Genomic DNA, 21,814 nt, shown 5'->3' on the forward strand with positions numbered 1-21,814 from the left:
TTGAATCTGGTCAATTCGTCATGAATTCATAAACATCCAGACGTTTTCCAACACCACAGATCAGACTATTGCTGGCTTGGTCGATCGCTATATAATTTGCTTGAACAAAAAGAGTTATGATGGGCTGTGCGCAAGACGAAGAATTTTTTCTTGAGGCAAGAATCGATTCAAGACTCCAAAGTTTTGTTTTTCCATCATTGCATACCGAAATAATCAGCGGGCCATCGAGCCAGTCATACACGTGCACATTGCTAATCCAGTCTGTATTGACACCTTTAATGGTCCGTTCGATGGTTCCGGTCTGGGGATCAATGATCACGATACGTTGATCCCTCCCCACCGAGATGATCCGCAAGCCATCAGGACCGGAATACACAGCCAAACTGCTAATCCAGCCTGTATGGGCACCCTCGATAGTCCGCTCGATGGTTCCGGTACGGGGATTAATTATCACAATACGTTTGTCAGTCCCTGCTGAGACGATCCTCGGGCCCTCAGGACCGGCATACACAATCATACTCTTAATCAAGCCTGTATGGGCGCCCTCAATGGTTCGTTCGACGGTTCCAATCTTTGGATTACTGATCACAATCCGTTTATCATTGCCCGCCGAGACGATCCGCGGGTCCTTCGGATCCCCATACACGGTTACACTGTTAATCCAACCTGAGTGGGCCCCCTTGAGAATCCGTTCGACTGTACCGGTTTGGGGATCACTGATCACAATCCGACTGTCGTCACCCACCGAGACAATCCGTGGGCCATCAGGACCGGCAAACACGATCACACTTCTAATCGAGTAAGTATGAACCCCCTCAATCGTCCGCTCGATGGTTCCGGTACGGAGATCACTGATCACAATCCGTCGGTCGTTTCCTGCTGAGATGATCCACGGCCCCTCCGGGCCAATATACACAGTCACACTGTTAATCTTATCTGTATGGGCTTCCTCAGTGGTCCGCTTGATCGTTCCGGTCCGTGGGTCATTGATCACAATCCGATTATCACTCCCTGCTGTGACGATCCTTGGGCCATCAGGACCTGCGTGCATGATCATACTTCTAATCCAGCTTGTATGGACGCCTTCGATGGTCCGCTCGACAGTTCCTGTTCGAGGATCACTGATCACAATCCGACTGTCGTCACCCACCGAGACAATCCGTGGGCCATCAGGACCGTGATATACGGTTAAACGGTCAATTGAGCTTGCATGAGCCCCATTGATTGTTCGCTCGATGATTCCGGTCTGGGGATCAATGATCACGATCCGTTTGTCGTCACTCACCGAGACGATCTGCAGGCCATCTGGACCGGTGCACATCAACATGCTTTTAATCCAGTTTGTATGGGCGCCCTCGATTGTCCGCTCGATGATTCCGGTCTGAGGATCAATGAACACGATCCGTTTGTCGTCACCCGCCGAGACGATCCGCAGGCCATCTGGTCCCTCATAGGCCCCTACACTGCTAATTTGGTCTGTATGGGCGCCCTCGATTGTCCGCTCGATAATTCCGGTACGGGGATTACTGATCACGATCCGTTTGTCGTCAACCACTGTGACAATCCGCGGACCCTCCGGACCTTCATAGACCTCTACGCAGTTAATCAAGTTTCTATGAGCTTCCTTGATGGTTCGCTCAACGGTTCCGGTAAGGGGATCGCTGATTACGATCCGTCGGTCCTCCCCCGTTGAAACAATTCGCAGCCCCTTAGGAGTATCATATACGGTCACAAGGGTTATCCTCCCTTTATGGGCCCCCTTGATGGTCCGTTCAATGGTTCCGGTTCGGGGATCGCTGATCACGATCCGTCGGTCCCCCCCCGTTGAAACAATTCGCAGCCCCTTAGGAGTATCATATACGGACAAAGTGGTTACCATCCCTTTATGGGCCCCCTTGATGGTCCGCTCGACAATTCCGGTACCGGGATTACTGATCACTATCCGACTGTGGTTTCCAACCGAGACAATCCGTGGGCCATCTGGCCCCTCATATACGGTTAAACTGTTAATTGAGCCCTTATGTTTTACCGTTAGGCGCCGCTCCACTTCCCCGGTTTCAGGAATAGTGATCACGATCCGTTTGTCGTCATCCACTGTGACGATTCGGGGCCCCTCCGGACCTTCATAGTTCACCATAAGTGCAGAAATGTATTCCCAGGAGATCTGTTCGAAGGTTCCGGTCCATGGATCAATGTTAAAGATCCTTTGGTCACTCGTCTTCGAGAAGATCCGCGCATCATTAAGGGCGATATACGCGATGTGCATTATTTCTGTATGGATATTTTTGATCGTCCGCTCCACCGTACCGGTCCGGGGATCACTGATCACAACTCGATTGTCGTCACCCTCGGAGATAATCCGTGGGCCATCAGGACCGGCATACACAGTCACTCTGTTAATCCTGCCGGTATGAGCGACTTCAATGATGCGCTCGACGGTTCCGGTCCGTAGATCACTGATCAAGATCTTTGGATCACCGATAAAGAACCCTTTGCTGTCGTACCTCACCGAGACAATCCGCGGGCCATCAGGCCCCTCATATACGGTTAAACTGTCAACTGAGCCCTTATGATTTACCGTTAGGCGCCGCTCCACTTCCCCGGTTTCAGGAATAATGATCACGATCCGATTGTCTTGCCCCACCGAGACAAACCGAGGCCCATTCGGTCCCTCATACACAATCAAACTTTTAATTGATCCTGTATGGGCGTAATTAAAGGTCTGCTCGATGGCACCGGTCAGGGGATCAATGATTACAATTCGTTTGTCCCCCCCCACCGATACGATTCGCGGGCCATCAAGTCCCTCATACACTGTTAAACGGTCAATTGAGCCTGTATGGGCCCCCTCAATGGTTAATGTATCCGAAAGACGTAATCCCAGCTTTTTCTTCAGCCACCCAGGCCTTCTGGTGTTTCTTGAAGATGAGCCTTCTTCAAGAGGCACATCTAGTTGCCTGGCCCACTGCTCCACCTCATTACCTGGAGCACCAAACCAGCGACAACGGTTCATTACTTCCTGCAACAGCAGATGAGGATGCTTCCACGCAAACCGGTTGTGATCGTTGGTTGCCTTATAAACCTGCTGCAAGACCCAGTCACGCGGTTGTGTACTACAGAGACGCGAGGCCAGTTTCGGCACCGGCTCCATGAACGCGATTGCTTCGTCACGAGGTAAATCAGGCCAGAAGGCTGCCAGTCGCATTACCAGTTCTCTCAGCGCTTGAGAAGGCTGCCCTTTCAGCCTGCCGTTTTCCGGGGGCAGAAGCATTGCCCCTCCTAGAAACTCGGCTGGTAGCACCCAGCGATCAGGATTTTGAAGCAGAATATCAGCAATCGCTGCAGCCCAGGTCTCCGGCAAGATACTGCTGGTTCCCGGTTTCCCCGGTTTTTTAAATTCTCGCAATGCCATTCCTGCGAAATAGTAAATCAACGAATCATGGGCAAACCGTAGCTGGTCTCCTTCCTGCCGAAACAGACCATGGCGGAGAATGGCCTGCGCTTCTTCCGGTGTAAATTCCTGGTGATTGTAGTCCGACTTCGCTAACGACGGCATATTAGAACTCTTGAGATGCCAGTCCCGAGAATCATCCTCGGGATACTCGGACGGATCTTCCAGCAGTTCACAGGCTTCGTCGACTTCAATAGTCGTGCCGGCCCCTTGTGCTAGAATCGCCAAGGCAATTCTGGTCATCCCCGTGACAATTTTTCCGGTCACAGGTTTTCTGTTTTTCGCTTCACCCGTCTGATATATTTTTAAATCAATCAGATTCTGATGAAGGCCCATTTGCGGATGTTCGCGTCTCAGATGCTGGCTCACGATCTCCCGATACAGGTGCGTCAGATTGGCGATGCGTGACAGGACCTGGGGATCCAGCAACGAAACCCAGTGCATCAGCAGAGGAACGCTGATCAGTGAGTCGTTATCTTCTTCCCTGGCCTGTTTCGAGTCGCTCTCATATGATTTGGCCATCCGGGACCGACGAATGAGCTGTTGCAGCAGCGTGCGGGTCTGCTGCTCACTACCATCCAGAACCAGCTTACAGGGGACCAGGTCCGGCTTCTGTTTCTTAAACTGCTCGTTGATCTGATTCGTCAGCCCGTTCTCGGAATCCTTCCACAGCCGCTGTTCAAATTCACGGATTTGGCCACAATAATCGATGGCCTGCTTATCTTCGATCGTTTTCAGATCGTACTCCTGAAATCCGGGCCAATGATGATCGGTATTCGAGAGCAGTCGCTGTATCACGCGGTCGCCTTTACCGGCGCCGCGATACACCACGACGCAGCGGTGTTTTTTGCCCAGCTGGGGGTGCTTCTGGAAGGCAATGATAGCTTCTGTATACAGTTCCCGGTCCAGCTCATTGGCATGGTTGAGATCAAAGAACAGGACCAGCGATGGACCGAAGTGCAGCTGTCGATGCATGGCCCGCTGGCGTGCCAGGAGTTCGTCGTCTGTAGTCGCGAGCTCTTTATGGGCATTCGCCACGAGAAGTTTGATCATCATATCCAGATCGATTTGCTCCTGATACGACTTTCCCTTCATATGTGAGGCTATTTCTTGTTTGAATCCGGTCGCATGCTGCAACGATATCCAGACGGGGATCGTTGCCGAAGACGGTTGCCGTTTCTGTTCGTCTGCTGCCCGTTGCTGCATCCCCAGAAACAGTAAGTCCGCCTGGCGGCAGGCCACGGTTTTTCCACCGCCGCTGCGGGTGGTAATCAGTACGCCCTGTCGACTCTGTTCCTGCTGCAATTGAATCAGAAACTCACTCAGCTGGCTGGCCTTTTCGATGATTTTGGTTTCCGAGCCCACTGCTTTGCGCTGGATCACCGGGAGCGGATGATACAGAGGAGCTTTCGTTTCAGAGCCAGCCCAGGTGAAAAATGTGGCGGGTGTGGTCAGAGCCTTGACCTGCTCCAGAAACCAGCGTCGATCCTCATCGGAAGGTAACGACTTGAACTGATCTTTGTGCCAGTTAACAAAGACCGCCTCAGCCCGCTGCCTGAGTTCTATCAGGGCCAGGATATCCAGGGCCGGGTCGTCGGGACTTTGCAGCTCTCGAAACTTTTCTTTCAGCTCCCATTCAGAATCCTCCCAGCGAGGCTGAACCCGTCTGGCTCCGGATTGACGGAACAGGGAGAAACGATATGCCGCGCGGGGAGAATACTGACCGGTGACCATGGTGTCCTTTCTAATGGATGAACTTTAGTCAATTATCACATGGACTCAGAGAAAAGATCAACCGACGGGCAGAGAAAGGTACTGAGCAAAGGTTGTATTGAGATTACAGATCTTGCAAGGCGCACAGTTCCCTGAGCGACAGAGTCATGTTGACTAAAGCTACGCCGAATCGTGTAGCTGTCGCCATTCCACTGAGCAGTTCAGGTCATATATGAGCAATGCTTGATTTCTTTAATGCAAGCGCCTGCGCTCAACAAAAGAAGTGTTCACGTGACCATACTTCTGGCTGGTTTTAATAAATTATTCAATAAATTCAGATTTTTTTGTGCTCTGGGCTGAAGATATACCGCCGCTGTCCTCTGTGAGGTAAAGGGACTTCAAACAGCATCGATAAACGCTATTCGACCCGAAACTAGCCAGGAGAAACTGATGAATTCTGAATGTAGTAGCACATGTATCAAACTGGAAGAATCCACCTCATCCAAGAGAGGAGATGTCGTTATTGAACAATTTCGTCAAATACCATCAGACGAAATCGATCGGTTGTGCGGAAACGGCCCTGCATTGCTCGGCATTATCAGAGATTCATACCACTGGGCCGATTGTGGGTATGCATCGTTCAAAGAGTTCGTCCGCAACGAATGTCCCTTCGGTCTCCGCAAAGCACAGGAGTTGATCCGTATTCACAGAGTCTTCGGAGAGCTTGAACTGACGTCCGAGCAATTAAATTCGATCGAGTGGTCTAAAGCCGCGACCGTATTACGCGTCATCAATAGAGACAATCGTGACAGCCTGCTTGATGCACTAACCACAGAATCACTCCGTGAGATTCGTCAACGTGTGCAAAGAATGATCGCACTTCAGTCACATCTTGAAGAGTCGCCAGTGCACAAAGGGCAAGTTGTTTCACCTGGAGTAAAGAAAAGTGTACGACTCGTGGACTCTAGCTCAGACTTAATAGACTGGCGACTACCTCGGCCAGATGAGTCCGAGTTCTACGTTGCGCCGAAAGTCTGGGATCAAATCTGTTTTGAAGCAGCTCATAGTGGATGTGTTTTACTGGTAGGACCTTCCGGGTGCGGAAAGTCAACGCTCGTTGAAAAATTCGCGCAACGATCTAAACGCCCATTAGCCAAATTCAATTTTGGCGCGATGAGTGATCCGCGCTCGGCCCTCATCGGGAACACTCATTTGAGTCGGGCCAAGGGAACAACATTCAAAAAATCCAATTTTGTGTCGGCTATTGAGTCTCCGAATACTTGTGTGCTTCTGGATGAGGTCAGTCGTTCTGGGTGCGATCCCTGGAATATTATCCTGACATTGCTTGACCACCAGGGGTATCTGTGCCTGGATGAAAGTGAAGATTCTGCCATCATCCACAGAGCAGAGAATGTCTGCTTTTTCGGCACTGCAAACGCTGGTTTGGAGTACACAGGTACTTCACAGTTGGACAAAGCATTAACAGGTCGATTCCATTCAGTCATCCCCCTCGACTTTCCTCCGTTTGATAAAGAGCTGGCCATCCTGCTTTCAGGCTGTCCTGGTCTGGATGATCAAGATGCCAAGCAGATGTTACGGATCGCACAGCGACAACGCGATCAGGCTGACGAAGGTGATTTTCTGACAAAAATCTCGACTCGTCTGCTGCTTGCAGCAGGTCGACAAGTCGCTGGTGGCATCAGTCTCGTGAATGCACTTGAGTTCTGCATACTGAATCACTTTTTCCTGGATGACGATGGAGGCGACGTTGGTGAGCGAGCGCGTCTTCAGCAACTCTTTGCTCGATTTGTCGAATAATTCAAGAATCTTCTACCTGGAATATTCCACTTAATATGTCTAACGAGGATGAGAACCATGACCACATCCATGGCCACCGTAAACACATCAGGTTCAGACTGGTATACCAGCGCCAGCGCGAAGAACCTGAAACTTGATGCCAAACGTCTTAGCCGCTCGATCATGATTTCAGATTGCGGCACATTTAAAGAATCTGACAATCTTGTGAAACAATTGCGCAAGATTCTTAATGTCGTAACCAACATTACTCGTAATCACGGATTACCTCGCCACTGCAAAATTGCCTTTGCGTCATTGTCGGATGGTGCAGCAGGAGGTGCGGGGTTCAGAGATGCTCCAACATCATTTGATAAGCCCTTCATACTGTTGGATAAAGGGCCCATGCAGTTTTGTGAGACCTCGGAGGTTCTAGCAGTGTACTGTGGGATTGGGATTCATGAGGCAAGTCACATTCTCCACACACGAGAGGGGTATTCGAGGTTGTCTGCGGGAACTACGAAACACAAGCGTCTCTATAACAATTTATGGGAGGATGAACGCATCGAAGCTCTGGCCGGAGAAGAGTCCCCTGGTTACGCATCACTGATGCAGATAACCAAGCATACCCTGATTGAACGGCCATTAGAGACATTTTCCGGGAGTTGGCAATTTTTACCGGATATGGACAAAGTAGAAAAACTGCTCTTTGCTTTCATTCGCTGCCCACATCGGCTCACGAGTGAAATGCAGCATTGGACAGCAATTAATGAAGACTGTGTCTTTGATTTACTCCGGTCAAGCTTTCCATCAGCACCAGTGAGTGAATCTGACGTCGAAGAATTCGCAATTCGAACAGAAGCGTTATGGCGGAGATATCGCAAACTGTATCCAGAACTTCCAGAGAAATTTGTTAAGGAGCGACGAGATGGAAGAATTCATGATAAGAGGGTTGAACGGATTCTGTGTCAATTGGAAGCTGATTCCCGAGATCGCGCCTTGTTGACTGCTGAAGACGAAAACTGCCGCAGTGTGGTCGATCTATTGCTTAAGGAAGTCAAACGTTGGGAACGCGCTGCTGACATCGCATTGCAAGAAGACCGCGATCCATTACTGGCGATTGCAGATCGGCTATTCGACCATGCATGTAAAGTCGAGAAGAATGGCGATAGCAGACATGATCGTGCAGGAAGACGGTTTGGTTCTCCGGAAGTCATAACGATCGATGACACATACAATGGCATCAGCTGTCCACTCTCAAAGCAGGAAATCACAGCGGTTGAAAAATTGGGTGATGAAGCAGAGCATCGTGAAGTTCAGGAGGAAGTCGAGACTGGTGCCCCCTGGGTCTGGGACGGAGATCGCCAGACGGTCATTAAATTCCCTAAGCCAACGGAAAAGGCACGGCAAAAGTTGGTGCTGGATCAAGCAGTCGTACGTCCACACAAAGAAGCCCTCCGACGTACCATTCGTTTAACCAAGGTTCCTCGACAATCGTTACTCACAGGTCGCACACGGGGAAAACTGAATTCACGTCAGATTGCACGTGGATTCATTGACGATCGGATTTTCTGCCAGAGAATTGAAGAAAAATCAGAGCCTGGAATAGCATTGTGCCTCCTTTTGGATGAGTCAGGATCGATGTTTGAAGGGAACCCTTCAAGACACAAAAGAGCGAGAGAAGTAGCGACTCTTTTCGTTGATGCCTTGGGGGCAGTTCCGAACATTGAACTCGAGATTTATACACATACAACCTGCGGTCCGCAGGATCGGGACTGCCTGGTTCGTTATTGCTACGGGCGACGTAATCGAGAGGTCGCCTGTATTAGTGACGCAGTAGAGAGGGCCAACTACGATCACCAGGCAATACGCACAGCCGGTGAACTATTCCGCAGCAATACCAGCAGTAAGCGTCCACGCTGGATGATCGTTGTCAGCGATGGTGCGCCCAATGGTAGAGACTACGAAGGACAACCAGCCATTAAAGCAACACGTGATGAAGTCATTCAACTGCGTAAGTCCGGAATCCGAGTGCTGAATGTTGCCATTGAAGACTACGCCTCAGAGCAGATTTTTGGTGATTCATGGGTCTTGAAATTCACCAACATGGAAGAGTTCGTGCCACAAATGACTCGACTGGTCAAGACCTTACTTCGATCAACAAGCTTGTAAATCAGAATATGCCGCCATCGGCCCAATGGCCTCTGGCGGCATACTCTGTCGGGAGACAGTAAACGTTGTCCTCTTTATTTACTCAATGATTTCCGAAATCTTTCCGACACATACTTTTCGCCCTCAGAGGCTTTCAGACTCGAATTAAGTTACTGATACAAAAAATTCATGCTGGAGACATCAGTTATGACAAAATCAACAATCGCTGAGATTAATGAATTAGCTGACGCTTACTACTTTCAAGGATCGAAAGATGAGATGTCTATTTACGACTGGATAGACGCCAATTACTCATTGCGGCATAAGTCATGGAGGCAGTTAGCTGAAACTGGATATTCGGGCTATTACTGGCTGTTGGGGATAGCATGCCAGACTCAAGCCCCCTGGAAGTATAAAGCACCAGAAAATCCCGTCATCTATGTTCCACCACTAGCGTCGGAAGCAAACGCTGCGAGCAAATCGTTATTCCGACTGGAAGCAGAATCTGGATGTCAATATTCGCAATACGAGCATGCCAGTGTGTTCTTAAGACGAAAAAATTGTTCGTCAGCATTTCGGTGGTATCTTGCATCAGCGAATCAAGGCTTCTCACCAGCAATGCATGCCGTTGGTATCTTCTATTTAAATTCATGGAGTGTGGCCGCTGATTATGACCAGGCATATTGCTGGGTCTCGCGTGCAGCTGAAAAAGGACTTTCTCATTCGCAACTTACGCTTGCCCTGTTTTATCGGGATGGTATCGGCGTGCCACGGGATATTGAAGAGGCGAGAAAGCGACTTCAATGTCTGAGCTCTTCAGGGCATTTTGAGGCGGGTTTGTATTTGCGAAAACTGGAAAATTGACCCCACCTTAATAATGGCGGTGAAGAGGTAAAATCAAGAATTCTTTAGAAAAAGTGGAAAATCCAAACTCATTGTGATTAAAGGAGTTCCAATCAATAGAAAATCAAGAAGCTCAGAGTTCAGTGAAAAATCAGATGTGATTCAACTGAAAACTATCACGGCTTTTCCTCTAAATATTGGAGACACAATATGGTGTTGTGGTCCAGCGTTTGTTCATTGCAGCGAGGGCATGTCGATGAAAAACATCAAATCATTCTTACTGCCAGTAGATAGCTCAAAAAAACAATCTGGCTCCAATAATGATTCCATTCGCTCTAAGGAAAGCTGGAATCTGCCTGCAGACATCATCCCCTCGAGAAGTACTGACCTGGCCCCCCTCAAACAACGTGAATATTCATCTGGAGAATAGGGAACCTCAATTAGAGTTGCTGCACACTGAGTGCTGCAACCCTGATCTTTATAAATGGTAAACACAGTCATGCCACAACTCGACCCGCAACGTTTTGTTTTAGGTACGGAAATCGAATATCTGACAGCTGTACCTGATTGCCAGAACCAGTCCCAATTCATGGAAACAATTCGTAAGCTGTTTGATGAAATTAAAGAGCTGGTTCCTACCGCAAATTGTACCGACGGTGTTTTTACGCCCTATGGTCGTTTTTATCTGGACGGTACGCATTTGGAATTGGCCGTCGCTGAAGCAGATTCACCATTCAGTCTGGTTCAGATGCGAAACTCTGGTGAAATGATCTTGAAAATGGCCTGCCAACGATTAGCCATGAAGGGGACATCACTGTTTCTGGCCAACTGTAATCACTCAGGCATTCTGAGTAAGAATTCACCAACCTGGGGGACCCACGGTAATATCCTGATCGAAGTCCCTCCGCAACAGCTTCCCCATCAAATGCTGCCTTTCCTGGCTTCGCACTCTTACACCGGCTCAGGTGGTCGGACTGTTGATACAGGACAATGGGTTGGCTCGACACGACTCCTGTTTCTGGAATCAGAACAAGGGGGAGCAACTACGACAGGACGCGCGCTGCACTCATATGCACGTAACGAACATCTGACTCGAGATCCAGTTGCCAACGGGTATCGTTATCACACGCTGTGGCAGGATGCCTGTCGTTCCCACTTTTCTCAGTTACTACAGTCAGGAATTACGGCATTGGTTCTGAAGGCGGTAATCGACAATCCTGATAGTATTAGACTATTGCCAGAACGATCAGGAGACTCAAAGTTTCATAAATTCTGGCTGCAGGCAGCACGAACGATGAATGTTTTGATTTCCGATGAAGACAGTCTCCATGTTGATCCTTATGTGATCGAACTGCAACGCCTCTACCTTCAACTGATCGATCAGTATATCGCTAAATATCCTGATTCACCCGAGTGGACACGTCAGGTAGCCGCCATCTGGGAAACCACATTGAACAAAATGGAACAGGGAGATGTCGACTGGCTCTCTGTTCGCTTGGATCCCTGGATCAAGCACAAGCAATATTCAGAATTTTTGAAGATGAAAGGTGCCAGCTGGGCAGACGTAACCAGTGATCAATATCTCACCTGTGAGTTGACCGCACTGAACCAAAGTTACCATAATGTTTCATCAGAAAATTCTCTCTTTGACTACATGGAAGAGCGAGAAAGGATCAAACATCGGGTAACAAACCTGGTAGCACCGGGAGAAGAAGCTGAGAGTTATGTTCCCAAAGTTCATACCCGTGCCCAAACACGAGCACGCCTCTTAAAACAGTTTCAAGAAAGCAGAGGTTTATCGGCTGACTGGGATCAGGTACAGAATCCCGAGCATTGCGAATTGTTCCTGCTCTCTGACCCTTATGCCGTCGATGAACATCGGCTCGTGTTACCCTCACATTAAACTCGGAGTTTCGAAACCTGAAATCAGGGATTAAGCGCATCCCCCGCGATTATGTTAATTATCTAAGACGACAATAAACTCTCACACTTATTTCGGAGGTGATTTTTGCATCATATTATCAACCGACTTCTGATGTTAAACAGGCTTTTTAAATTGGATAATAAAAAGTGGCTGGATTTTAAATTCATGTCTGAGATGCTGCTCCCATTTGCCGTCCGAACCTGGTTAGCCAACGATTCCCCATCACAAAGTGACTGCGATGAAGTCACTAAAACGATACTCAAGAGGCACTTGGAACGTGGCCGTGCAAACCAGGTCTACAAAGAGTATGTAAAGAGAACCTATTATAATGACATCGTTATAGCACATCTAAATTACAACCCTGAACTCATTCAGCAAAACGGTCGAGAGCTTAATCGCGATAATATAGTTGATCCTGATATAGAAATAGAGAATGAGCAGGAAAATAAGAATTCCCATCGCGAGAATGCTTCAGTAGAGAATGTTCAATTAAGCACGAAACAGCGAACTGTATACAAGGCCTTAATATTGACATGGTGTATTTTCGGAAGAAGAGCGACGGGGCTGTATCAACTCTATGAGGCATTTTATAAGGGCCGTGGATCGAAAGGAGCCTTCTGTACTGACTGGTGTAACATGCCTCAAAACAACTTCACACAGTGGCCGAACAGAATAAATGACTTAGCTTCCGAGATCTCTGCCTTGGATGATCAGTCCCTGATTTACATTGGTGAATTCCTCAAAAAACTGAAAGAGACGCCGGAACCATTATCAAACTTAGATTCGATAAACTTTTTTAATCAAGATCAACTGGCAGACAACAATTCTTTCGGCCAATTACTTACTGGAGAATTACTGCGACTCGCTTCGCATATCAAAAAATTTGGAATCGAAAAAACAAGCGATGCATACAACGAATTTCTTTTTCTTACACAGCAACAAGAGGATGGATTTACTAGGGGAACAATCGATGTTGATGAGCTACGCATACAACTGCTGATAGAGTGGTATGAGCTTCTCCCCGCGGACCACCCCAGTATGGAACACGGTGTTGATCTTCGCCTTTTCATCTCTGGTATTCTTAGTGGAGAATACAGTCATCAGACTACAACGGATCTACCGGGTAATGAAGTCCCACTCACTCAGGCGTGGAGTGATACGGAACGTCACGAGTTCGTGAATTCACTCAAAGCGAATTTCCCTCAGCATTACAAATGCTATTTGTATCTTGCTGCGTGGATGAATTCACCTATCAAATTCCTCGACTGTTTTCCCCTCTTCGATCAAACCATAGATTACACAGAACTGCTGAACGATGAGATCTTTTCCAGGCGAAGAGAGAAAGTAATTAATCGTCTTGAATATTGGCAAAAGGTAACTTACAGGCTGAATGACAAAAAAGCCGAGCCTTATCTTTTCTATGAATGGATACCAAAATTAGACTGCGGTCTTTTGACCTTGGAGGATATCGAAGTTTCGCTGGATGCTATTGATGATACAGGAGTATCAGAGTATCCGGAGGTTCTCAAAAGGGCAATTTATTCCGTTCTGCTTGATGAATTACAACGACTCATGGTCACGTGGTTCCAATTTAAGAGAAAAAAGAAAAAATGGAAAATGGTCGATGTCCATGAGGAACTTCGTCAAAAAGAAATCGAATTTGTAAGAGCCAATTAAATCATGCTTGATCTTCTATTAGTAACTGGAACAGTATCAACAGCTGATCTTCTACGGTCTCGAGGATGTCATGACAAAGCAGGTTGCCCAAAGCTGCTGTTCGGTATTCGAGAATAACACGCAGCAGATAGTTTGACTCATTGAAATTTATCCTGCGGTTACCTTTTTATCTCAGAAGTAACACACACACACACACACAATTACGAAACTTTTTATCCTCCAGGAGGACCTGATAATGACTCACGAATCGACTAACAGCGAATACAGTCAAATCTCTGCATCGCTCTTCAATCAGAAATACTCATTCCGCCGTTCAACGCAATTGCGTCTCTGGGGACCTGAGGCAGGTGCAGAAACAGTCCGTGATTTTTGTTACGGGTTAAGGCAGGAAAAAATGACTTATGATTGGGATCCCGATCATCCTCAGGATTGGACCGGAGATTCGGAAATAGACCGTGATATTAATGAATACAAAACCCACCTGCTACAATTTAATAATCAGGGGCAGAGAGCTGAACCCCAACATGCAGCATCTATGTCATCATGGGGCCATCTGATCAAAGCTGCCGCTGATGCTGAAGGTAAGCTTAACATCACGGTCATAGATGACCAGGACAGTCATTTGTTTTCCGGTTACGGGGCGAGTCCAGATCTCTATGATGAAATTGAGTCGTTCTTTATCAACATTCCAGTGAATTCGTCTCAGGAAGGAGCCACCTGTCTGTTTTTGATTCTGACAGCGCAGCATTTACACTTACTCAAGCAACTGCTCGACACACCGCCCGAAGATTTTCCCAAGTTTGTCGGTTCCAAGTCTCTAGAAGAAACCTTGGTTCCTTCAGCTAAGACACCTGAAGTACAAACTGACGAACAGGCTTCGTCCATTGTTGCCGAATTACTGGAAGCGTTGACTAAAGAAAATCCCGACGACCAGGAACTGACTCCGGAAGACCGTAAAGCACGACACCTGGCACAGTTTCTCTCACATGCACCGGGACGAACGGGACAGATCATCAAAACCGGGGAAACATTTCGTTTTCGACCAGATCAGGTTGAACTCGAGCATCCGTGCCCTTCCCCAGCCTACGGTGGGAAATTCTGGGGTTTTCTCCTGACTAAGTAAAACGAAGACACTTTATATCAAAATCGCAGCATATAACTGGAAAGTGATCCGGCCATGAATTTACGAGAAAGTCTGATGATCTGGAATACAGAGGATACTCCCGAACGGGAGACAGCTCGTCAAGAATTATATAAAGACGAGAACCACCGCTTGTGGCCGTTCAGCTTACTCTGTTCCTTGGAAAAATCAATCGACCAGACAATGTGGTTATCTGAGTCAATAAAACCACTGTTTCCGAAATTTGAGGAGGGACAACAGTTCCACAAAAACCAACTTGCACCAGCAATCATTCGCTTTCGTTTACGACAAATGCTACATGATAAAAATGCCACTTGGTCTGATTCAGACCTGGTTTTATTGGAGAAGTTATTAGCAGACGAAGTCGCACGTACCCATTTACTTGGTCCTGAAAATATCCGTCCCCTTCATCAAGGGATGACTCCTGGAAAAATTCTCGAAGCTGCAAAAGAACTGACAACACTGGCCAACAAGGTAGAACCAAGAAAACGCTTTGAAGTCAAATTCCCACTCACTGGGACCCAGGGGACATTAAGTTCCTGTATCGTTACCCTTATAGAACGTCCTCAGTTTCTTTCCACCGACCAATATGTGATTTATGCCCCCTGGTCGCATCTGGTACTTACGAATAAAGATGATACTAAGGGGCTTAACGATATAGCAGAGTATCTTATTGAAAAGCACGGATTGAATAAAAAACAAAAACATTGTGTTCTCATCGAATTTAACATTTTGACACGAAGTCAGTATAACAAGAATTCAACAGATGAGACGATTTATAATCTTACTCCGTATTTATTTGATTTTAAAGGTTCTTCCCTTTCGCTATCAGTAGCTCTGGCCATTTATTGTGTGGCCAACAAACGTGCTCTCCGGCCATTAATCGCCACTGGTGAAGTCAAGCTAGATGACACAGACAAGGAGCTGATAATTTGCGAAGTGGTAGGACAAGAAAAGAAATGTCCCGCAATCCTTCAATACTCTAATTGCTGGAACCATTCGCACAGTGTTCTATTGCCGACCGCTTGGAAAGATAAACAAGATGCCAGGAATTTAGCTGCAGAACTCGAAAAGAAAGTCGACTTTTTTGGAGATGATTTTGAGGGGTTGATCACGGACAGTCTACTAATCACCGATGGCTTTGATGACCTTCGCGAGTCATATGCTGGTGAGTCATTTTCAGTTGACTCTACTCCGAAACTACCAACTGATTCAAAAGATCTTGCTAACGGCTTTGTCACTGAAGACCTTCAGACGATTCCAGAGGAGTTGAAAGATTCCGAAAACATACTCGGATCATGGTTTAATCTGAACGATAATAAAACGGAACGACCTTTCTACAAGATCATGATTCCCTTTGGAGAATCAACCGTAGAGATTGCGGACTTCATCGAGTTTCAACTCGTCACCAAATGGAAAGCAGTTGCAAATGAGAAAGGCTGGGATGATCAGGCCAAACTCGATCAACCGGTCGTCATGAAAATCGACTTCGATCAACTGCCCGAATCACCTGACGCTGGCGCTGCTCAGCTGGCGGACTGTGTCGTTTCGGAGCATTATATCTCCCCGGCCGCGATTGACCTTGCATTGCAAACACCTCGAAAACTCATCATCGTCGTTTACGATTCGAAAGGCGGGCTGAGTTTAGGCGAAGATCAACAGCGATTCAGTCAAAAACTGGAACTTATGAAGCTACTGCAAGCGAATAAAGGATCTCATGTGATCATCGCCATTTGTGATGATGGTATCATCTCCCAATTCTGGGATGACAGTGAACAACTCCAGGCTGCAATCGATTTTGATGTGGATAACTTGATTAAGGAGACGTCTGCTTGAATCTTCCGGTCTGGCGAACTCACTTTCTACGTAATCATGTTGCTAAGCAATTACAGGAACGCAATCAACTGGATGTCCTCGCAGTAGAACATGTCCTGAAGGAGATTGGGGACCTGGGCATGCAGGACAGTGATGGTCGTAAGCTTAATCGGCATCATCCTGAGGTCTGGAAAGCCGCAGGATATCAGCGTTTTTTCTACCAGGACGAGTCTGGCAACGCACTCTACTGCCAGCTTGGAATTAATAAAGCGGGGCACTTAAACGATCATAAAACCGATGATGCATTCAGCAATCAGACATCGGGTCCGCATTTCGATAATCTGAGTGATTTGATTCTCAAGCTGGGACGCACGCATACCAAAGACTTTCAGTATGGCGGTGTCAAACTTACTCCTGACCCGCGCGCTATTGTCCTGGTCTCTACAACAGGCTCAGGCAAAACTGTCGCAGCACGTAAAGCTTTTCTTGACTGCACTATGGCACCACGCAGTCTACAGCCGTTACTTGCCAATTACGTTCCCTGCTGGGCCAAACTCCCGGGAACCATCATTAACAACCATATAGAGCAATACGGAGAACAACATGAAAACTGTCTGCACCTTTTACTGTTACAGGGACTTGCCAGTATTGCCTGTTCCAATACCGAACAGGACTTACCGCTCAGCCTGATTGTCAGGGAACTGAAACTTGGCCCGCCGGTTTTGATCTTTCTTGACCTGAACGCCTACTCTTCATCTCATCAGCAACTCGTTGCCAAGGCCATCATTCAGTTTCAGAAAGTATTCGGTTGTTTTGGCCATCGCTGTGTTGTTTCCTACCGGGACGGAACATCCAAGTCCGAAACTCCAGATAAACTCCCAGATAAACTCAAAGATGACCGTGGAGAACATATCGGCTTGTATTCAATAAAACATGCAACCTCTTTTGAGGCAGAAAGCTATTTTGAAAATTTCCACAAGTTTCGTGCCGAGCTCTCTGATCATATTCCCGGTTGGTCGGAACCTCCATTAACTTCAGAGCAAAACAAACAGACTGCAGCCTTTCGTGAATTGCTCGACCGTTATCTCGAGGGAAATACTTCAGCCGAGTTGGTTTCAACTCCTCTGTTCATGCACTTAGCCACGGTCCTTCCCGACAGTGATTGGAGCAAAGTACACACTCTAGCTGATCTATATGGCATATTGATTGACAAGGCGCATCTAAATGTGACCTCTAATCATGAGCCAGAAGCGTATGAGAAGTCGTCACTGGGAAAGGATCGGGGCAAATTCGGTAAGCATCTTAAAAATGTGATTTGTACCCGATTCGCCCTTCACACCCTCTCAAACGCTTCAACAACGCAAAGTCCATATGATGACTTGGACTGTTTACTCGATTCGCCTGATTTCAATCCCCTGACAAAACGCACTCCCCAGTGGTTTAACGTTGACCGATTATGGCAACAATCAGGAATCTATTCCAACACACAGGACTGGCCTGCAGAGCAACATCCTGGAACGGTTCCCCCTGAAGAGGCCATACAATACACCCTGCTGATGCGGGATGGCGATCAGGTTCGTTTTCCTCACGATTCAATGCTGTATTATTTTGCCGGTGTCGTGGCTCTGATCGAGTATCAACTTCCCCGGTCTGTCAGTCGACTGACCCAATCCTGGATTCAGGCGACTGCCAGACGGCTGGCGTTAAATCCCTCAGTCTGGAGACTGCCGGCTGCTTTTCTGGCAATGAAACTGTTTAGCATGGATGTGGAAAGTGGAATAGATGATCCTGAGCAGTGGTTTTCGTTGCAGGTTTTTGTCGAATTAATGGTCCAAGCAATCGAAACAAAAGAACCTCTGGCAATGGTCCGGCTGCTCGAATCCTATGTCGGGGCCATCAGTCATTTTCCAGGCTACCGGAAAATCCAGGCCATTCTCTATGAATTTGGCAGCGACATTCGCAAACAGCCCGCGCATTTAATCCCACTGGTTCTGTCCTACGAAGAACCGCAGTTTCGCAAGGCTCTGCTGAATCTCTGCAAAACAAGAAAGCAATCGACATGAATAGAAAGATTCTTCGTGCTCTCTATGCGCCTCAACCTAAGGGGCAATTGACGATGTCGGAACATCGTGCATCTGTCAATGCAGTCTGTGTATTTCCAGCGGGTAAATACTGGGAACAGAGCTATGGCCCACGAATCGTTTCTGGAAGTGATGATGGTTCTCTCCTTATTTGGGATCCAGAAACAGGAGTGACGAACCGTATTGGCGAACATGAAGATTGGGTCCGTAGTGTTTGTGTTCTGCCGGGTGCGGGTGGTGGGGCACCACGGATTGTCAGCGGGAGTGGTGACAAGACAGTGCGTGTGTGGCGTGAGCAGGAGGAGGGTGTCTGGAAGTGGGAACTGGCGGGCGAACATGAAAATGGGGTCAATAGTGTTTGTGTTCTGCCGGGTACGGGGGGTGGGGCACCGCGGATTGTCAGCGGAAGTTGGGACAAGACAGTGCGTGTGTGGCGTGAGCAGGAGGAGGGTGTCTGGAAGTGGGAACTGGCGGGCGAACATGAAGATTGGGTCCGTAGTGTTTGTGTTCTGCCGGGTGCGGGGGGTGGGGCACCGCGGATTGTCAGCGGAAGTCGGGACGGGACAGTGCGTGTGTGGCGTGAGGAACAGAGAAAAGGTTGGGAGGAGCAAATCTGCCTCCAGCTGGATTCTTCCGTTTCTTCTTTCGCAAGTTACGAGCACTACATCTTAATAGCACAGGATAATCAGACCGTTCGAGTCTGGCTACCAGATGAAGACCCGGAGGGACAACACATGTTATGGATAAAAGTTCCTGCATCAATTGAGAGTGTGATCTGGAATGTCGATCCTCAGACAGGCACTTTACACAAGCCAGAAATCATCGCAGGCACCAGCCGCGGCTTAGCAACGTTCACGATTGGAGACTTGCCATTCTGAAAGGTACTTTTATAGCAAAACCACCAATAAAAGTTACCGATTGCAGGACACCAAACGGCGACACACAAAATACACAAGCAATAATCCGCTTCTGATGAAATAGCAAGAGACCACGCATTCGTCCTCACAACGCCAAATCATGGCGAATCCGTCTCAGACAACACGACGGTTATCGACCTGCAGGCGATAAGTTTTTGTGACCGTTGTTGACACCACTGTTTTATTTGTTTCTGGGCGTCTGCCAGACTTATAAATCAACGCTGGATTAAACATCCTTTGCGAACTCGCGAATCGAGCAATCCACTATCAGCAATGTCAGTCGATTCGGCGAGCAACCAGAACGATTCGAGTACGTCGCATCTGCCAATCCTGGGGGGATTGACGTACTTCCTGCTCAATCGTTTGGTAAAATTCATGTAACAGTTGCGAAAACTGGTCATGGTGACCTGTTTGACTGACAAGACTTTTCAGCCAAATGCGGACCGACCATTCACTAAAAGCGCGGATGAAGTTGGTGAACGATGCGGCGAAACTGCGATTACAACCATGTTGGCGCCAGGCAGTAAAATAAGGGCAGTCGACATGTTCTGCCTCACAGAGTTCAGTGGACAATGAAAGCAAATTTTCTTCGGCTAAGAGCGGGCGTAACACTTCGTCCCGCGTTCTCAGATAGACGGGAAGCACCTGCCAGTCTGGGTAGTTGGGAGACTCGGAAACACCGAGTTGGCGGCGGATACGAGCCGCAGCCAGACGAACGAGGCGCACCGGGACATGCTGCTCTCGCATGCTTGCACTGGCTACAGCAATCTGCGAAATAATCAAGCGGCCGCCCGGCACGAGTTCGCGCGATACCGTTTTCAAAAATATCTCCCATTGAGTATGTGCGATTTCGCTAAGACAGGTCTCGTCGTTTTGGTAATCCTTGGCTGAAACGTATCCCAGGTCCAACCAGTGCAAAGCAGCATGAGTTCTGGACTGCTCTGTTTGATTAGAATATTGACCCGTCACTGTACGAAAGCGATTAATGTGGCGTACCAGACTTTTCAAATCGATCGCAGCTCGATCAATATGAATGACCTGTACAGGACCTGATGACCACTGCTGCATCGCTTGAACAAAGGCGGCTGTAAGGATAGTGGCATGCTCGTCAGCGCCACATCCTCTATCAACACAAACCGCAGGCCATTTTCGATTGTTGGGAAACAATCCTTCGTGAGACATTTGTGCGACGGCCCTTTCAATCAACGGTTCGAGACGTGCCAGGTCTTTCCGCTGCGGAGCGGATTTGGACTTGGGTTGATCGTGAATCGCACAATCCGAAGTGAACTCGGAACATTTTAGGTCTATCAGAGTCATCACTCTACCTCTTCGTGTAAAGCGAAAGCCATATCATCGTCATCGTAGGCTCCAGCCTCTAAAGCAACTTGATCATCATTAATGTGACTGTTCCCAGCATCGCCTGATGAAATCATCCTGCGACGCATTAATTCCGCATGACGTTCGGCAAAGAACACGCCGCTGACTCGTGCAACTTCAGTCCCATTGAGCAGTCGAATAATGATGTCTCCATATCCGAAAAGAATCATGCGCCGTAGAACGCATGGAGTCGAAGCTTCGAATTGCAATCCTCCCAAAGACCGGCTCCAGGCTCGCCGTAGAAACTGCCTTTGTTCCAAATAATCCTCATCGTAAGGCAAGACCCAGACTTCATGGAGAGTTTGCCATGCTGAAACGGCTGCAAACAACACGCCTAATACAGTAGAGACGATGAGCGGAACTCCCCAGGCAATGTCTACGGGAATCTCATCAAATGCATTGATGAACTTACCAGGAGATTCCGTAAAGTTTTGTCGTAGCAGCAGTGTGAGAACCGATATCAGAAGGACAGCAGCTGCAAGATATCCGCATGCCACCGAGCTGAACCGCAGCCCCATCATGGCGATCGTAAGAATTAATGTTGCAAGCCACAGCCAGCAAAGCGATCCAATGGGGAGCTGCCAATTGGGATTGGCGACATACATATTGAACACACCAGCTCCAGCAACAACCCAGCCGACCCAGATCAGATGTGCTGTGCAAACAATATCTGGGTGTGAATAGATAATCGTATCATGCCCAGATTTTCGACGTCGCTCTGTGCCAACCATTTGGCGGCGCATCGGTCCAATCGGCAACGGTATCATTACCAGCAACAGATTCGAGATTAATGCCCAAAGATACTGAGTGGCAACAGCCGGATTGGGATGCCGTTTTCGTTTAATCGATACCATATCCAATCTCCTGATGAGTGGTTTTGAATTGCCGTTTAAGCGACTTGTGGAGAAGCGCATTCTTTCGTCCATTGTC

The 21,814-nt window shown here is 47.9% G+C and carries 13 protein-coding genes and 1 pseudogene; 11 read left to right on the forward strand and 3 right to left on the reverse strand.

The window, feature by feature from the left end; genetic code table 11:
- Positions 1–10 precede the first annotated feature (10 nt).
- Entirely contained in the window at positions 11–5,185 is a 5,175-nt protein-coding gene (locus HG66A1_RS20745; protein WP_145188378.1) for a WD40 repeat domain-containing protein, read from the reverse strand.
- Positions 5,186–5,614: 429 nt separating this feature from the next.
- On the opposite strand from HG66A1_RS20745, the gene HG66A1_RS20750 reads away from it, so the two are divergent.
- The 11 genes and pseudogenes from HG66A1_RS20750 (at position 5,615) to HG66A1_RS20790 (ending at position 19,468) form a co-directional block, all read left to right on the forward strand.
- Positions 5,615–6,982 (forward strand): AAA family ATPase, encoded by a 1,368-nt coding sequence (locus HG66A1_RS20750; protein WP_145188381.1) that lies wholly within the window; start codon positions 5,615–5,617, stop codon positions 6,980–6,982.
- Between the two features lie 57 nt (positions 6,983–7,039).
- Entirely contained in the window at positions 7,040–9,130 is a 2,091-nt protein-coding gene (locus HG66A1_RS20755; protein WP_145188384.1) for a hypothetical protein, read from the forward strand.
- Positions 9,131–9,316: 186 nt separating this feature from the next.
- Entirely contained in the window at positions 9,317–9,973 is a 657-nt protein-coding gene (locus HG66A1_RS20760) for a tetratricopeptide repeat protein (protein WP_197996723.1), read from the forward strand.
- Positions 9,974–10,046: 73 nt separating this feature from the next.
- Positions 10,047–10,382, forward strand: a complete 336-nt coding sequence (locus HG66A1_RS32130) for a hypothetical protein (protein WP_197996724.1) — start codon at positions 10,047–10,049, stop codon at positions 10,380–10,382.
- A gap of 69 nt (positions 10,383–10,451) precedes the next feature.
- Complete coding sequence (locus HG66A1_RS20765) at positions 10,452–11,855, forward strand: proteasome accessory factor PafA2 family protein (RefSeq protein WP_197996725.1); 1,404 nt, start codon at positions 10,452–10,454, stop codon at positions 11,853–11,855.
- 186 nt (positions 11,856–12,041) lie between these two features.
- The gene (locus HG66A1_RS20770) at positions 12,042–13,553 is read left to right on the forward strand and encodes a hypothetical protein (RefSeq protein ID WP_145188392.1); all 1,512 of its coding nucleotides are present in this window, start codon (positions 12,042–12,044) and stop codon (positions 13,551–13,553) included.
- A gap of 535 nt (positions 13,554–14,088) precedes the next feature.
- A complete protein-coding gene (locus HG66A1_RS20775) occupies positions 14,089–14,676 on the forward strand; it encodes a hypothetical protein (protein WP_145188395.1) in 588 nt (195 codons plus the stop codon).
- 54 nt (positions 14,677–14,730) lie between these two features.
- The gene (locus HG66A1_RS20780) at positions 14,731–16,530 is read left to right on the forward strand and encodes a hypothetical protein (protein WP_145188398.1); all 1,800 of its coding nucleotides are present in this window, start codon (positions 14,731–14,733) and stop codon (positions 16,528–16,530) included.
- 329 nt (positions 16,531–16,859) lie between these two features.
- On the forward strand, positions 16,860–18,572 hold the full coding sequence (locus tag HG66A1_RS20785; protein WP_145188400.1) for a hypothetical protein: 1,713 nt from the start codon (positions 16,860–16,862) through the stop codon (positions 18,570–18,572).
- 53 nt (positions 18,573–18,625) lie between these two features.
- A pseudogene (locus tag HG66A1_RS32850) lies at positions 18,626–18,736 on the forward strand (WD40 repeat domain-containing protein); the annotation flags it as partial.
- 24 nt (positions 18,737–18,760) lie between these two features.
- Entirely contained in the window at positions 18,761–19,468 is a 708-nt protein-coding gene (locus tag HG66A1_RS20790; protein WP_232106627.1) for a hypothetical protein, read from the forward strand.
- A gap of 315 nt (positions 19,469–19,783) precedes the next feature.
- Here HG66A1_RS20790 and HG66A1_RS20795 read toward each other — a convergent pair whose 3' ends face one another.
- Both HG66A1_RS20795 and HG66A1_RS20800 read right to left on the reverse strand, forming a co-directional pair.
- On the reverse strand, positions 19,784–20,824 hold the full coding sequence (locus HG66A1_RS20795; protein ID WP_145188406.1) for a hypothetical protein: 1,041 nt from the start codon (positions 20,822–20,824) through the stop codon (positions 19,784–19,786).
- A complete protein-coding gene (locus tag HG66A1_RS20800; protein WP_145188409.1) occupies positions 20,824–21,738 on the reverse strand; it encodes a hypothetical protein in 915 nt (304 codons plus the stop codon). Before HG66A1_RS20800 ends, HG66A1_RS20795 begins: the two co-directional genes overlap by 1 nt.
- Positions 21,739–21,814: the final 76 nt, after the last annotated feature.

This window comes from Gimesia chilikensis, from assembly GCF_007744075.1.
Taxonomy (GTDB): domain Bacteria; phylum Planctomycetota; class Planctomycetia; order Planctomycetales; family Planctomycetaceae; genus Gimesia; species Gimesia chilikensis_A.